Origin of the sequence: [Phormidium] sp. LEGE 05292 (assembly GCF_015207735.1) — a bacterium.
Classification (GTDB): domain Bacteria; phylum Cyanobacteriota; class Cyanobacteriia; order Cyanobacteriales; family Aerosakkonemataceae; genus Floridanema.
In genome coordinates, this window is the sequence record NZ_JADEWG010000001.1 from 186,321 (window position 1) to 200,965 (window position 14,645).

The following is a 14,645-nucleotide window of genomic DNA, read 5'->3' on the forward strand; positions in this document are numbered from 1 at the left end:
ATGGGAACTAAATCCCCGAACTCTTAAACATTTAGTTCAAAACCTCCAAAGAGTAATGTTGTGGAAGTGGTGGGACTCGAACCCACAAAACCCGGGCAAGGTTTGACCGATTAGGAGTCGGATGCGTTTACCAGTTCCGCCACACTTCCAAGCTTTAACTACAACGGGGATTGGGCGTAGGAAACCCGATCCCCGTTGCAGTCTGTGTTAAAGAGGTCTGGATGGAAATCAATTGCAGAGAATCTATTGGTTTCAGATTCTGTGCTTTGTTCTTTATCTTGTTCTTGAATGGGTAAACAGTAGCGTTTCTGTTTCTTCTTCTTTGTTAAGGGATCTATCATGATTTTTCCCTCCTCTACACCCCTCCTAATTTCAGTAGCAAATGAGCTCTTGGCTTTTAAAAACTCTTCCTCGGTCTGAAAGTCGAAGACACGTTGAACCAATTGAGAAAGATTCAGATTAGGTTCCAAGGATAAGACTTCAAGTGCAGCCTCAATATAACTTTTATCTCTGAACTCAGGACGACGCATTTCTTTAGGGGTGCGAGGATTTAGAGTGGTTACATCAGAGTGACGCTGTGTTGTGTCTTCAGCTATATCTTCATCTTTGACAGATGAGACCGGAGTTACAGATTGGAAACTACCATTCAAATATGAGTCCTTTACCTCCTGGTTAAGCTTGGGTAAATCTCCATCTTCTTCGGTTAAACCTTTTATGGTTCCCTCTATATTCTTAGCTAAAACACGAAGTTTAACTGCCTCGGCTTCTAGTCGTAATGCCTCGGCTTCATATTCTTCAACCTGCTTCTTAGTTTCGGCAAGCTTCTTCCTTAACCAATAGATCGGCTCAGAATTCGTAGTCATAAAGACATCATAACTCAATCTCTTTTAAATGGAAGGATTTTACTGAACATCTTCAAACTCTGAAGTTAAATATACTCACCTAAAACACTGTTGATAGTAATTTAATAAATGATTTAAGAATAAAGGCACTACATATAGCCCTCTTGAGTAAATGAAATCACTTAAAAGGTTATTTTAAATCTAATGGCTTAGTCTAAAAAAGGCTTCCAAGAGGTTGATAACTTACTAAGGCAGCAGAGTGAGCTTCTTAATCACAAGTACTATGGCTGGAAGAGCAATGGGTCTGTGACAGAAGCCATCTGGGTCAGGTGCACTAGCGACATTAAGTACCGAGAGATAAAAGATCACCAAGATCAGACCCATCCCATGAGACTGATCGTATCCTTGGGCTTTGATGAAGTATCCCATCTAGATACCGATCGCATCACTAAACAATCGGCTTCTGGTACCTCGCCATCTCCTTGAACTCCATACGGCACCGTTGGCAAACCCCTTCCTCCCACAAAGCAGGGATATCAAACTTTTTGTCACAGTTAGGACACTTAGAGAGTAAACGCAATTGGTGGCGATCGCACCCTGCCGTTGTCTTGAACTGCCACTCCATTTGATGGCAGGGAGCCTCTGCATAACAAGCCCCACACAAACGTATAGACCAACGCCACATCCCAACACCCTTGGGCGGCAGCATCTTATATAAACTGCCAACATCAACGTTAATAAGCTTGCTTAGTGCTGCCAATTCCTCTTCTCTTGGGAAAGGATTAAAATATAACTTTTCCCATCTGGCAATTACTGCTGGAATACCGACAAGTGTCCCCAAAGAGTATGCGGAAGGGAGACTATTAGCCTTGAATCGTCGCAAGCGTCCTAGATAATGACTGATACTCTCACCCTCATAGGGTTCAACAAATGCTAGCCTTGATGCTACTTCATCTAGTTGACTCATATAAACTCTTGAAAACTCCCAATAAGTGTTATTCAGACTTTGCCTCTATAGGTAAGTACTTTTTCCCATAACGACGTGCAATTTCGTCTAACACTTTTACATCAATTCGGTTGAAGCCGCGATTGAGAGAATGTAGAACTGCTTTTGGCAAAATCTGAAGTAAAGGGCCAATTTTTCCCCCAGTATTGCTAGCCAGAATTTCAAATATATTGCCTTCAGCTAAGTTTGATGGTTCATCTAGAGCTAAAATGTCCACTTCAATGGCTCGGAGGGTTTTCTTAAAATCTTCTTCAGAGAGACGTTCAAATTCGTAAAGTGTAGGAAAATTACTTATTAAATCTACATCGTCAAGTAGGATGTCAAGTTCCCTGCTACCGATCAACACAATTGGTACATTAGATTCATCAAACAGATTCTTCAAGTCAAACAGTGCTTCTTTTTGGAGTTGATCGGCATTATCAATAATGACTAATTCAATACCAAATGTCTCCAGACTACCTGCAAGCCTTGGACGGAGGTCTTCTTTCCTACCCATTACTGCGGCGTGTTTGATATCTTGAAGGATGGAACTAAAGAGACGCTTGGAACTAAATGATGTCCAAACTTTGACATAAGAAATCCGCTTTCTATCCTCTTCATAATATTGCTTTGATGCTCGGCTTTTTCCCACACCCTTTGGGCCGATTACACGACCACACTGCTTAAGTAAGCGTAACTCATCTAACCAGCAGAAATACTCTTGGGCGCGATCGGTAGGAATAAAAGAAGTTTCTATAAACTCCTCAATTTCAATTACTTTTGCTAGTTTAGCTTTCAAGTCTTGTTGAGGTGTTAAAACTCCAACAGACACTTTTTTAGCCAGAGGTGCGTTTGCCATAACGTTACCAAGGTTTCTTATTTCGATTGTTAATAATTAAACGATGACGTTCCTGTAGTTCAACCTCCACTTTCTGTGCTGGAGATTCATCCATATTTGGCTCAGAAGTAATAGCCTCTACCTGCAACTTCATAAGACGTTCAGGTAATAACTCCATTTGTTCTGTTGTCGCTGTAATAGTCAGATCCTTTCGCTGATTCAGGTCAATTACATTAGAGTTATTATTCTTATTTGAGGACTGACGGGCACGTTTGTGTTCTTTCCTAGCACGTTCTTTTTTGGTTTGCTTACATTCTTCTATTAAGCTATTTCTTCGCACTTGTTCTATTAAGATTGAGTAATTATCAATCTTTTTAGAACCTTTATTTAACTTGGTATTAATTCGTTTTAGTTCATCCAGAGTTAAATCTTGATATTCCAAGTTAATTGGTTTAACAATGCCTAAGAATTTACCCATCCTGTCATCAGATTCATAACTATAGACGCGAAGATTTAGGATATTATCTGGGTCATATCTTAGAGTTACTTGTTGCCCAACATAAGGTCTGAGAGCATCTCCTCTGTAAATCAGGTTCTCAAAGTATACAGAACCATGTGTGTGAACCAAACGACAGTCTTCTTTCCTCAGACAAATATCCAATTCTGATTCATCAATTGGTGTAGGTAAATTTCCTCCCATTCCTCTTAACCAACGGTCGAACCGAGTGACACCTTTTTCCTTAGGGTAATTTCCGTGATTATAGGTAACACAGAAAAATCCCACTAGAATCTTTTCCAAGTCTTTCAACGTTAGGCAGGCAATATTCTCTGCATTCTCTGGACGCTCCTTAACATTTGAGCCTGTGTAACCGGGAAGCATTTGAAGAACTTCAGTATTGATGGTTTTAAAGACACGCTCGACTATTCCGCCTTGGGATGGGCGAGCACGCAACTCGCAAGTAAACCCTAACTTTTGACCAATCAGCTTTAAATGTTTGGAGCGAAAGTCTTTTCCTCCATCCGTAAAGAAGTACTGCAAAGGAGGGCCATAAACTTCCCAGTTCTTGGTTAACTCATACTCAGGTGGATAGTGCTTGGGAAGAATCGCGTGACGTAAAGCTAAGGCAACCTCTTCCGAACTTGGTTGCTTCATCCCCAAGAAAAACCCGTTGATACAACTAGAGTAAGTATCTACGACAAGGGTTAACCAGGGGCGACCTAAATTATCACCGTCCTTATCCACAACAATTACGTCTAGCTTAGTGTGGTCACACTGTAAAATTTGGTTGCTGTACTCTGCTTTCAAAAACTGACCATTACGGGTCTCCACAACTAGGTAAGAACCTGAACCAGGATTACGGACTGTCTTCTTTCTGTTCCTCTGTTTGATTATGGGTTCTAGTACACGATACACAGTTGCTTGATGAGGATATTCACCATCCGAGAGCTTTAGATCGATAACTGCGTGTCTTTTCACTTCCCGATAAACATTGATCGGGGACATTTGACAATCCTTGTTCCCTTTAATCCAGGTATTTTTAATATAGTCTTGCCAATAAGGATCGATTCTATGTTTTCCTTTATCTGACCGTGTTGCTCCACTATTTTCGTGTAGTTCTCCCTGAGAGTATTTTTCTAAAAGCCTCTCTACTTGACGAACAGAGATGCCTAAAGTATCAGCTACTTCTTTCTTTCTTTGACTACGAATTTTGGGAGTGGGTGAATCAGCAACCCACTGAATTAGCTTAAATTTCAGCTTCGGCTGCTCTGCTGTTTCCAACAATATATGTTCTAAATTAGTGGAGAGAGTACGATCGGACAGCATTACAAATTCTGATGCTTGTCCGACAATATCAATATAATCATCGGATAAATTGTCAGGCATCGTGATTAAACGGTAGACAATAGTAAAATTGTACTATGTTTTTTTAGTTTACGACAAACAATTTGCTAAGGTTTAAGTTAACACTTGTTTATAAATTAACGACAAACAATCTGCGAATCTGATAATGCGACATTTAATCTGCGAAACAGTTACAAAGTTATTGTTTGAGATAAAAGAGCTATAATGCTCATATAGTAACAGGTTCAGTAATTTAGACAAAAAGTGCTAATCTGCGAACAGCGACATTTAATCTGCGAACGTACATTTGTACAATGACAATTTGTTTGTCATTGATGACAATATTATTGTTTGTTATAGCTAATTAAACTGTGTGCAAATAGGCAAACTCAGTGATGACAATACCTGCACCTGCAACCAAAGCTTACGAGGAAATAGTTGATTTTATTGCGGCGGGGACAAGTCCCGATCGCGTCATTACCTTTCAACCCTCAGAAACAGTTAAAGCACGAGTGGAAAACCTGATTTACCGCGAAAAAAATGAAGGTATTTCCTCAGAAGAAAAAGCGGAACTTGACCTCTATCTGCAATTAGAACATATCATGCGTCTTGCCAAAGCACGCGCACGACAGTATGTTACCAAGCAATAAATTAATGACTCGTCCATCTATTCCGCAAAACTTGCGACAACTAGTTGCTAAACGTGCAGATTACCTCTGTGAATATTGCCTAATTGCTGAAGAAGATACTTTCTTAGGTTGCCAAGTCGATCACATTATTAGTGTAAAACATGGTGGTCCTAGCTTTTCATCCACCCCGTTTACGTCAGTTTACCGAATTCGCAGCCGTCTAACTGATTGCTCACCAGAAAATTAATTGTCATTGGTGATAATGTTGAAATAACAATCGAACAAAAATATATTGTAGCTAAAGTCGATCGCCTAATGCCCCGATTTATTAAACTATCAAACTCTCGTCAACAGACTATTGAAAAAATTATCGAAAAATAAGTAAAATGCCGACATGGATGAATTAATTATAATTAACTCATCCATATCGCATCGTTTCGCAAAATTTTAGATTTTCTTTTGTATTGTCACTTGCTGCAACTCCCAAACTCATATAAATCTTAAGGGTTGCAGCAATTCTAAATTAATTCTTTTTTGTAACAGTAGCTACTAAAAAACCAGCGACAATAAAAGTAGCCAATACTCAGCAGTCAGCTTAAGCAGGCCGTCCAGAGGGGTGAGCTATTTACTAAGCTATTGTCTGATGGCTAAAAGCTTAATAAATAAATAACTAGTACCGCAACGGAAACTAACCATTAAAAATCGTTGAATAGCTTATTTTTTAGATTTTTTTAATTTTTGATTTGGTATTCCGTGCAGCGTTACTAGATTCTGAATTAGCAAATCGCACCCTCCTTCGAGGAAGAAAATTTAATGAAAATTTTATTAGTAGAAGACGACTCTTTGACAAGTTCAGCCCTAGCTGAAACCCTCTCCAATCATCATTATACAGTTAACGTGGCTGCGGATGGATTAGAAGCTCAGGAGTTAGCTTTAGAATACGAATATGATTTAATTTTGCTAGATATTGTAATTCCTAAACTCGATGGAATCAGTGTTTGTAAGCAACTCCGTGCTAAAGGTTATCATAACCCAATCTTACTTTTAACAGCAAAAGATAGCAGTAACGATCGCGTTATGGGCTTAGATGCTGGAGCTGATGATTATGTCGTAAAACCCTTTGATTACAAAGAATTAATGGCCAGAATTCGCGCTTTGCTGCGGCGAGGAAAAGCAGTTTCTTCTTCGGTAATTACTTGGGAAAATGTCTGCTTTGACTCGGTTAACAACGAAGTTAAATGTGGAGAAACATTATTACACCTGACTCCGAAAGAATATTGCTTGTTGGAACTATTTCTATTAAATCCCAAGCAAATTTTTAGTCGTCGAGCTATTTTAGATCGGTTGTGGGATTTTGCGGAAGCGCCAGGAGAAGAAACTGTGAGTACCCATGTGAAATGTTTGCGCCAAAAACTTAAAGCAGCAGGGGCAAGAGATATAATTGAAACAGTTCATGGTTTAGGTTATCGGCTGCGAGTCCCTTCTTATCAACCAGAAACAGCCACTTCTGTTAATTTCCAACTTCCTGAAGTCAAAACTGATGCTGAATATCGTCAGCGAGTAGAAGCAGCTACTTCTAAAGTCTGGGAAAAGTTTCAAGGAAAAATGTTAGCACAAATTGCCGTACTAGGAGAAGCCGCAGCTGCTTTAACAGCAGGGAATTTGACCGCTCAATTACAACAACAAGCCCAACAAGAAGCGCACAAATTAGCAGGTTCTTTGGGTATTTTTGGTTTTATGGAAGGATCAAAATTAGCTAAGGAATTAGAAGAATTATTGCAACTAGATTTTTTACAACTAGAGGCAGAACAAGTTAAGCAAATTTCTGAGTTAGCCGCAGCAATATATAGAGAAGTTCAACCAAAATCTACCTCTCCTGTACCATCCACAGAGAATTCTTACTCAGCTTTAATTTTAATTGTGGATGATGATTTAGTATTAGCTGAACGGGTGCGAATTGAAGCGATCGCTTGGGGATTTCGAGTAGAAATTGCTACAGACTTAACTGTAGCCCGGAAATTAATTTCCCAAAAACCACCCGATATTATTCTCCTAGATTTGAACTTTCCCAGTGCTAGAGAAGATGGAGTCACCTTACTAGAAGAAATAAATCGGCGCGTTCCTTCCATTCCGGCGATCGCTTTAACAGGAAGAGAAAGTTTTAGCGATCGAATAGCCGTTGCTCGCTTAGGAACTAGTGCGTTTTTACACAAACCATTACCTGCTCATCAGATTCTTAAGGTAGTGAGCGAAGTACTTGCTCAACACCAAAAAACTTCCAGAAATCGCATTATGATTGTTGATGACGATCGAGTAGCCTTAGCCCATCTCTCTAACCTATTAAAATCTTGGGGTGTAGAAGTAACAACATTAGAAAATCCACAAAATTTCTGGCAAATATTCACCGCTTGCTCACCTGATTTACTCATCCTCGATCTAGAAATGCCTGACTTCAACGGTGTAGAATTGTGTCAAGTAGTTCGCAACGATCCCCAATGGAATCATTTGCCAATTTTGTTTGTTTCCTCTCATACTGGCACCGAACAAATTGAAAAAGCCTTTGCCGCTGGCGCAGATGATTACATTAACAAATCAGTAGTGGGAACTGAAATAGCAACGCGAATTATTCGCCGCCTCAAACATAGCCCTAATTAATTAACTATTATGGTTAATTGCAGACTTAAACAACAGCTTGTATATTGAATTATGAGTAAAAAAATTCTCGTAGTTGACGACGACGGAGCAATTCAAGAAGTCATTAAGACTTGTTTAGAAGATTTAGCAGGGTGGCAAGTATTGCTAGCAGGTTCAGGTTTAGAAGGACTTCTCATTGCCAACTCTGAACCATTAGATGCAATTTTGCTCGATATTTCCATGCCAAAAATGAATGGTATTGAGATGTTGCAGAAGTTACAAGAAAATTCTACAACACGGAAAATCCCTGTGTTTTTATTAACCGCTACGACTCTTTCTCTCGATCGACAGCAGTTAAAGCAAGTTGCTGGCGTAATTGTTAAACCTTTCAACATCATCAAATTAGTTGAACAGATGTCTCAAAGTTTAGGCTGGTAATTTTAACTTTTGTAAACTTCAAGTTTTCTTCAAATTCGCTCTTTACTATGGCAGTAGTCATCCTCATAAGTTTGATGGGTGTTTTTTGTGACTGTAGAGGAGATTTACTGATTAATGTATCTAAACTTATTGATGAAAAACCCCTGGTAAAACTTTTAGCCTCAGTAAGACTGTACAACCCTTGTGACTCCAAGAGAGGAATAGTGAGTAGAATTTTAATTATTGAAGATAATTATTCCAGTAGTTTAGAGTTTGGCACAAATATCGCTCAAATTCTAGATATGGAGGGATTTAAGATCGCATTAATCAGTAACATCGCTGTAGGCTTGAATTTAGCTGTTAATCTTGAATTTGACCTCATCATTTTTGAATTAAACTTTTACTCGCTAATAACAGAGGATATTCTGAAGCGAATCAAATCTAGTTTAAAGAATTTGCAAGTATCAAGTCTTTTAATTACTGCAAATTACGAATTTGAAGCTATTTCTTTAATTAAAGAACTAGGAATAAGTGATTATTTAATCGCTCCTTTTACCAAACGGGATCTATTAGCAGTAGTAACTAACTGTTTTCTGGAACATCAAATTGTTTAGGTGGTTATCCGGCTAATTAACCATAGTATTGTTAATCCAAAACCTTGTAGAGACGTTATATATAACCTCTCTACATTATGCTTAATCAAGCGGACACATGATATGACAGGGGACTGAGGATTAGGTACTGGGAAAGGCAGAAGAAAAAAGGGTTGAGTTATATGGAATACCTAAATGTTTGCAACAAATGCTTGATCCCCCCTAACCCCCCTTATTAAGGGGGGAACAAGACTCCGTTTTAAGTCCCCCTTATTAAGGGGGATAATGGGGGATCGCCGATTTGTTGCATTCTTTTTTCTATTTGATATTACAGGGGCGGGTTTTGGAGACAAATTATATATCAAAAAAAATTACTAAAGTAGCCCTACTTTCCCTTGTCTCCTTGTCCCCCTGCACTTAAGTGCTTTCACATAAACAATTATGTACTTTTGTAACTTTTCCGTTATTTTAGGTTCATCTTCAAAAGTTCTTCAAATTTCCCTCATATCCTCTAAATCATCGCTGGTAAATGAATTGTCATCCTTCCTCTGTTAGTTATTGAGGTCTAAGAAAATGGCAAGTTGTCCCTGTTGTTCTCATGCTATGTTGCGGCATATTCGTCATAACAAAATTTATTGGTACTGTCGCCATTGTTGGCAAGAAATGCCTAATTTTAATTCCTCCCCTTCGTTGTCAAAATATAGCCAATCTTTGGACAATTTCTTGCAGAAAAAAGTATCAGTTCGTGAATTAATGACAACTGATAAACTTAGCCAAATAGCCTCTTAAATTCAAGTTACTAAGAAATTAACCAATAGCTACTTAGTAGTGGAATTCAAATAGTAATTATATCGTTCCTGTAGTTGTGCAACTGTGAGATTCTGTGTCCAAAACTCTACTACAGTGTGTCCAAATGCCCAAGCATTACGATCGGGTGCAGCCGAATTTTCAATTAACAATAACCAAAGCGGTCTTAAATCAAAGTCGATCGGTTTAGATTTGTCATTTAACAGTGAGTAAATGTCATAAGCCATTTGCAATTTACCAATGACTACAGGCAATTGTTCTACAGGAATTTGTTGAGCCAAGACAAAAGCTAAAGATGGCGATCCAGTAGACATGGTAGAAATAAATTGAAGGATCGGACTTTTCAAAAATGCCGCTAATCCTTGAGTAGTTGTCATCTGGAAAGTGTAACGATCGATGATTTTAGCAGCAGCGACAGTTCGCGCTTCTAAATTACGCAAGAATCGAGCTAAACGCAGTTGTTTGGCAGGTGCGATCGCATTTACTAAAGCCAAAGATAACATATCAATATTCCAAGCGTTGCGATTAGTTTTACTATCCGAAGTAACAACAGGCAAAACTAATTTGCTGAACTCTCCTAACTGTTTAGCACGATATTCAGTCGCCTCTCGAATAGCAACTTCCTTTGGTTTATCTCCCCATTGCCAATCATAAGGCGGTTCCCATTCCCGAATCGGACGCAGGCGATCGACTTGAGTTACAACTGTAATTACAGGTATGTCTGCAACTTCTCCTTTAATATCTTTAAGAAAGTCTACATCCATTTGTAAAGCCGGATCTAACGCCGGAGTAACTAATAACAAAAGATCGCCATTTGTTGCATAATCAATTACTAAATCCCTTAATTCCCCCCGTTTTACCTGTTCATAACCAGGCGTATCCCAAAGCGTTAAACTTTCTCCACTTTGCGTTTTCCATTCATAACTTTTAATTTTATCCGTGCTAGGCAAAACATCGACTTCTGCTAAATCTGCCTGAAACAAACTATTAATTAAACTGCTTTTTCCCGATCCAGTCCTTCCCGCCAATAAAATATTTACGGGTTTTTGTTCTACTGTTTCTACTGGTTCAGCTTGAGTTAAAATATCTCGTAAAGTTTGGGTTTTTGCTTGGGGAAGAGTGGGTGTAGCAACAGCAGATTCAGAAAGATTTGCGGCAATACCACTATACAGTTGAATTGCTTGGCGAGCTAAATTTCGTAAAGCTGCTTCCCGCAAAAGTTGACCTAAATTGATTAATAATTGCTGAGTTGCTTGGTTGCTGGAACGCTGACTAGCTACTCTTGCTAACGCTGCTGCTGGGTTCATTATCCATTGTACCCAATTCCAAATTTGCCAGAGTTTTCGCGCCGAAGGTTCTAATCTTTGATAGACTTCATAAGCTTCCACTGCTTGTCCAACTGTTACTTGATTCAAAGCAGGAGATAATTTTTGCATCCAGCGATCCATATCATCTACTGTGCCCCGAATTAGAGAGTAAGCTTGAGGAACGTAGATGTTAAGTAAGGGATATTTTACTTCTGGATTGTATGCGTGTGCGATCGCAATTACTAACTGCTGACAACGTTCCCAAAAAGTACCCCAATCTTCCCAAACTGGGCGATCGTTTTGTGCAGTTTTCAATATTTCTTGTAACGCTGCTTCGGCTTTAATTACAGCATTATTTCCCGCAGGTAAACTTACAGTACTTTCAGCAGCAGCTTCTTCCAGTTCCTTATTTACCTCGGCAACTACAGTTTCTATTTGTGCTACCACAGGTTGCGTCCATTTTACCAACAACCAACGCCAACCCACCAAAATTAGAGTGAAGATAGCCCAAATCCAATTAATTCCCCAAGCGTGAATTTGTTGCCCTGCTGCTACCATCAGGAAAGCAATGATAGTTGCGATCGGTGTTGCTAATACAACGATTTTCCAAGGTTTTAGTCGTACCATTGTCCTAAACCTGCCTAATTAGGTGAAAAGATAACCTGTATTATCAATCCTAGTATTTCTAATTTATAAAAACACAATAACAAGCGATCGAGAGTTCTATCTTTGAATACCCATATCATCGACAGACAATACACTGATTAAGATATGAAAGCAGACGAACATATCCTGAAATTAGTTCATATAGGTTTGAAGTATAGAGATTTACTTCCTGAAAAATCAGGAATATATTATGTCCTAGACGAACAATCGATCGTTTGGTACATCGGACAAGCGAAAAATCTACGCAGCCGTTGGTCAGGTAATAACCACCATAGATTATATCAACTACAAAAGCAACGAAAAAAACAATTTACGATCTACTACGAGTTAATATCTCAATTACAGCTTGATGCTATAGAACGGCAGCACATTGAGCAATATAATCCACAGTTGAACAGAACTAAAGTTAAGGCGCAGAAGCTACATCCTACAGAAACACTTTTACGAGAAACACTAATTCTCATTGCACCATATAGCTTTGTATTAGGTGTAGAATCGCCACGAAAAGAAGACCCTAAGCTTATTGAAGATTCTATAAATTGGCGAGATGCTTGGAGAGTTCAGAAAGCCGTATTACCTTTAAGAGTAATCCACATCTGTATCAATCTAAATCAGTTAGGAGAATGTCTTAAAGAAAACGATTGGCATTCTTTGTGCCTTTTCCTAAGAAAGGTTTTCCGCCAACGTAACAACTATTCAGAAAGCTGGGCTTGTAAAGGTACTCTAAAGTATGAATACTCAGGAATATTTTATGTGAGGAGATTGTTAGTTAATGGCTTTGCTATAGAAGTTTATGTAACTAATCAAGAAACAGCAGACCTTATTCAAGAATATGAATTAACACAACTTGCAGGAGTAAACATTAGGGTTATTAATGAAGCATATTTGGCTATAATAAAAAATAAGTGTCAGCTAAGAATTACTGGTATGTATGTGTATTATAATAACCAAAACCAGCCATACGAAGAATATCGGCGTAGAGCTATAGAACGACTATCTCCATACAAAGAAGATTTGGTTAAACTATTGTTTAACGAGGTTTTGGACATAAGCAAGCTAAAAATTCTGAATGTTTAAAATCATGAATCCTTTGTAGATTAGTTTAGGTTTATTTCCCTAAACATAATATATTGATATTGTTTTGCAGACATTACGGCAGTTATGACTGAGATACTTGAAAGAGCGATCGCGCAGCGTGCCGTAGGCGATCGCAAAACTCAACCTTACCTGCTAGCCTATATATAGAGTTACCTACACATTTAAAAGCAAGCTTTTCGGCAGGGCACTCGTTGATAATATGACTCTTTATCATGGCTTAAAATCGCCAGTTCCCAAAACTGAGGTTCTTCACAAGTACAACAGAGTATTTTGGATTGAAAGCTACATTTTTTGAGATTTTGGGCGCGATCGCAAAACTTTCCGTCTACTAACCTTCTCTCTTCTGCCTTCTACTTATTACTTCACCCTTCTGCCGTATCTACCAGTTGGGAAATTGTCCACTTTGCACGAATTAAAGTTGAGAAGTGGAACAGGGGAATTATACTGAGTCAAAATTCTGAAAATTCGCTCTGTGTAAGTAATCTAGCAGTTTCTTCTATGAGGTGAACACCTACTTACAAATGGCAAGTCTAACCAAGAAAATAAAAAACTTGAGACAGTGACACATCGCCAGCACATTTATAAACCGTATTTGCCTAAATTTTAAGTGTAGACACTTAAAGCAGCAAATTTTTTCTAGTTAGTTAATCCCTCTGTCAAGTTAATTATGAGAGTAGAATATATGAATTTACCTAGCACTACAACTTTAATAAACTCTGCAAATATAGATGTTGATTTCCCTGCTAATGAGTCAGCTTTAGATATTGAAATTCTGACTTACCGGGCTTGGAATGAACTACAGTCGCAAATAAAATCTGGTAGTACTGTAAAAGTTTCTGCCGCTTCTATGCAGGGGGTAGCGAGTCGTATTGCCAAAGAAGTAGACAGAATTTGTCAGCAAAGTTCTCGGATTCAAAATTCTGGAGAAGTTCGTTCTTGGCAAATATCTTTAGTCAAACATCGGGTACAAAAATGTTTAGCTTATTATCATCTTGGTTCTCGGCAAAGCCGGATTGAGTTACATAGTACTTTGGCGGCAATTGTCTATCGTTATATTGCTCCAATGCGATCGCAACTTGGCTTTCAAACTCGTTACAACTTGATCGAAGATTTCTTGCAAGCCTTTTATATAGAGTCACTGAAAGTCTTCCGTAAAGAAGCTGAACTACCGGAAAATTACACACCGCGCCATTCCCTAGAAATTGCTGAATATTTAGCATTTACAGAACAATATGCGCGACGCAAAATTTTTGTAAAAGCAGGTCTTTCTCAGCAATTAATTGTGTTACGTGCCCAAACATTTTCCCGTCGCCAACCAGCGGAAACAGCAATCGATATTGAATTAGCCGCTGAGTCAACTAAAGGTGAAGATGCTGGCGCATCTATACACGAATCAGCACTACAACAAGTGCGAGCTTCTATGGTATCGGAAAGTAGCGATCGTTCAGAAGAATTGTTGCGAGAAAATTTAATTACTGAATTGATTCAATATTTGGAAGCGCAAAAACAGCCCGAATGCGTGAAATATCTGATTTTAAAACTGCAAGATTTATCAGCGCCAGAAATTGACGAAATTCTCGGGTTGTCTCCCCGGCAGCGAGATTATTTACAGCAACGCTTTAAATATTATGTAGAAAAGTTTGCTCGTTCCGATCGCTGGCAACTAGTCCATCAATGGTTAGGTGCAGATCTCGATCAAAAGTTGGGAATGTCTTCTGTGCAATGGCAACTGTTCTGGCAGAAACTTTCACCCCAACAGCAAGAACTACTGCAATTAAAGCGTAACCAAATTAACGACCAAGCGATCGCCACCGCCCTAAAATGCTCCCAAAAACAAGTCCAAAAACGTTGGGCAGAACTTTTAGAACTAGCTTGGCAAAATCGTAACAAGCAATAGGGAAGAAGAGGTGGGGAGATAGGGAGGTAGGGAGGTAGGGGGAGTAGAAGAGAAGAGATAGTTAAATTATTTCTCCCCATCCCCTTGTC

13 protein-coding genes and 1 tRNA gene are annotated in these 14,645 nt (G+C 38.8%); 8 read left to right on the plus strand and 6 right to left on the minus strand.

Going from position 1 to position 14,645, the window contains the following annotated elements; all coding sequences use genetic code 11:
* Nucleotides 1-61 precede the first annotated feature (61 nt).
* The 5 genes from IQ264_RS00770 to IQ264_RS00790 all read right to left on the minus strand — a co-directional run bounded on the left by IQ264_RS00770 (nucleotide 62) and on the right by IQ264_RS00790 (nucleotide 4,550).
* Nucleotides 62-149 (minus strand) — tRNA-Arg (locus IQ264_RS00770).
* A 9-nt stretch (nucleotides 150-158) separates the two neighbouring features.
* Nucleotides 159-863, minus strand: coding sequence for a hypothetical protein (locus IQ264_RS00775; RefSeq protein WP_193977601.1), 705 nt, complete (start codon nucleotides 861-863; stop codon nucleotides 159-161).
* A 427-nt stretch (nucleotides 864-1,290) separates the two neighbouring features.
* The gene (locus IQ264_RS00780) at nucleotides 1,291-1,809 is read right to left on the minus strand and encodes a TniQ family protein (RefSeq protein WP_193977603.1); all 519 of its coding nucleotides are present in this window, start codon (nucleotides 1,807-1,809) and stop codon (nucleotides 1,291-1,293) included.
* A gap of 28 nt (nucleotides 1,810-1,837) precedes the next feature.
* The gene (locus IQ264_RS00785) at nucleotides 1,838-2,686 is read right to left on the minus strand and encodes an AAA family ATPase (protein WP_193977604.1); all 849 of its coding nucleotides are present in this window, start codon (nucleotides 2,684-2,686) and stop codon (nucleotides 1,838-1,840) included.
* Nucleotides 2,687-2,690: 4 nt separating this feature from the next.
* On the minus strand, nucleotides 2,691-4,550 hold the full coding sequence (locus tag IQ264_RS00790) for a Mu transposase C-terminal domain-containing protein (protein ID WP_193977606.1): 1,860 nt from the start codon (nucleotides 4,548-4,550) through the stop codon (nucleotides 2,691-2,693).
* A gap of 353 nt (nucleotides 4,551-4,903) precedes the next feature.
* Here IQ264_RS00790 and IQ264_RS00795 point away from each other — a divergent pair, with 353 nt between their 5' ends.
* The 6 genes from IQ264_RS00795 (at nucleotide 4,904) to IQ264_RS00820 (ending at nucleotide 9,570) form a co-directional block, all read left to right on the plus strand.
* Nucleotides 4,904-5,158 carry a hypothetical protein gene (locus tag IQ264_RS00795; RefSeq protein ID WP_193977608.1) on the plus strand — a complete coding sequence of 85 codons (255 nt, stop codon included), beginning with the start codon at nucleotides 4,904-4,906 and terminating at the stop codon, nucleotides 5,156-5,158.
* A 4-nt stretch (nucleotides 5,159-5,162) separates the two neighbouring features.
* Nucleotides 5,163-5,384, plus strand: a complete 222-nt coding sequence (locus IQ264_RS00800) for an HNH endonuclease (RefSeq protein WP_228061189.1) — start codon at nucleotides 5,163-5,165, stop codon at nucleotides 5,382-5,384.
* A 566-nt stretch (nucleotides 5,385-5,950) separates the two neighbouring features.
* Nucleotides 5,951-7,792: a response regulator gene (locus tag IQ264_RS00805; protein WP_193977610.1), complete on the plus strand. Its 1,842-nt coding sequence runs from the start codon at nucleotides 5,951-5,953 to the stop codon at nucleotides 7,790-7,792.
* A 51-nt stretch (nucleotides 7,793-7,843) separates the two neighbouring features.
* Nucleotides 7,844-8,209, plus strand: a complete 366-nt coding sequence (locus IQ264_RS00810) for a response regulator (RefSeq protein WP_228061190.1) — start codon at nucleotides 7,844-7,846, stop codon at nucleotides 8,207-8,209.
* 203 nt (nucleotides 8,210-8,412) lie between these two features.
* Nucleotides 8,413-8,802, plus strand: a complete 390-nt coding sequence (locus tag IQ264_RS00815; RefSeq protein ID WP_193977612.1) for a response regulator — start codon at nucleotides 8,413-8,415, stop codon at nucleotides 8,800-8,802.
* A 552-nt stretch (nucleotides 8,803-9,354) separates the two neighbouring features.
* On the plus strand, nucleotides 9,355-9,570 hold the full coding sequence (locus IQ264_RS00820; protein ID WP_193977614.1) for a hypothetical protein: 216 nt from the start codon (nucleotides 9,355-9,357) through the stop codon (nucleotides 9,568-9,570).
* A 29-nt stretch (nucleotides 9,571-9,599) separates the two neighbouring features.
* On the opposite strand, the gene IQ264_RS00825 is transcribed toward IQ264_RS00820, so the two are convergent.
* Entirely contained in the window at nucleotides 9,600-11,522 is a 1,923-nt protein-coding gene (locus IQ264_RS00825) for a GTPase family protein (RefSeq protein WP_193977616.1), read from the minus strand.
* Between the two features lie 144 nt (nucleotides 11,523-11,666).
* Here IQ264_RS00825 and IQ264_RS00830 point away from each other — a divergent pair, with 144 nt between their 5' ends.
* Complete coding sequence (locus tag IQ264_RS00830) at nucleotides 11,667-12,638, plus strand: GIY-YIG nuclease family protein (protein WP_193977618.1); 972 nt, start codon at nucleotides 11,667-11,669, stop codon at nucleotides 12,636-12,638.
* Nucleotides 12,639-13,341: 703 nt separating this feature from the next.
* Nucleotides 13,342-14,556, plus strand: coding sequence for a hypothetical protein (locus IQ264_RS00835; protein WP_228061191.1), 1,215 nt, complete (start codon nucleotides 13,342-13,344; stop codon nucleotides 14,554-14,556).
* Nucleotides 14,557-14,645 lie beyond the last annotated feature (89 nt).

What these genes read in the sequence shown, in the direction of transcription:
- IQ264_RS00775 (WP_193977601.1), bottom strand. Translation starts at nt 863, where the DNA reads ATGACTACGAATTCTGAGCCGATCTATTGGTTAAGGAAGAAGCTTGCC.
- IQ264_RS00780 (WP_193977603.1), bottom strand. Translation starts at nt 1,809, where the DNA reads ATGAGTCAACTAGATGAAGTAGCATCAAGGCTAGCATTTGTTGAACCC.
- IQ264_RS00785 (WP_193977604.1), bottom strand. Translation starts at nt 2,686, where the DNA reads ATGGCAAACGCACCTCTGGCTAAAAAAGTGTCTGTTGGAGTTTTAACA.
- IQ264_RS00790 (WP_193977606.1), bottom strand. Translation starts at nt 4,550, where the DNA reads ATGCCTGACAATTTATCCGATGATTATATTGATATTGTCGGACAAGCA.
- IQ264_RS00795 (WP_193977608.1), top strand. Translation starts at nt 4,904, where the DNA reads ATGACAATACCTGCACCTGCAACCAAAGCTTACGAGGAAATAGTTGAT.
- IQ264_RS00800 (WP_228061189.1), top strand. Translation starts at nt 5,163, where the DNA reads ATGACTCGTCCATCTATTCCGCAAAACTTGCGACAACTAGTTGCTAAA.
- IQ264_RS00805 (WP_193977610.1), top strand. Translation starts at nt 5,951, where the DNA reads ATGAAAATTTTATTAGTAGAAGACGACTCTTTGACAAGTTCAGCCCTA.
- IQ264_RS00810 (WP_228061190.1), top strand. Translation starts at nt 7,844, where the DNA reads ATGAGTAAAAAAATTCTCGTAGTTGACGACGACGGAGCAATTCAAGAA.
- IQ264_RS00820 (WP_193977614.1), top strand. Translation starts at nt 9,355, where the DNA reads ATGGCAAGTTGTCCCTGTTGTTCTCATGCTATGTTGCGGCATATTCGT.
- IQ264_RS00825 (WP_193977616.1), bottom strand. Translation starts at nt 11,522, where the DNA reads ATGGTACGACTAAAACCTTGGAAAATCGTTGTATTAGCAACACCGATC.
- IQ264_RS00830 (WP_193977618.1), top strand. Translation starts at nt 11,667, where the DNA reads ATGAAAGCAGACGAACATATCCTGAAATTAGTTCATATAGGTTTGAAG.
- IQ264_RS00835 (WP_228061191.1), top strand. Translation starts at nt 13,342, where the DNA reads ATGAATTTACCTAGCACTACAACTTTAATAAACTCTGCAAATATAGAT.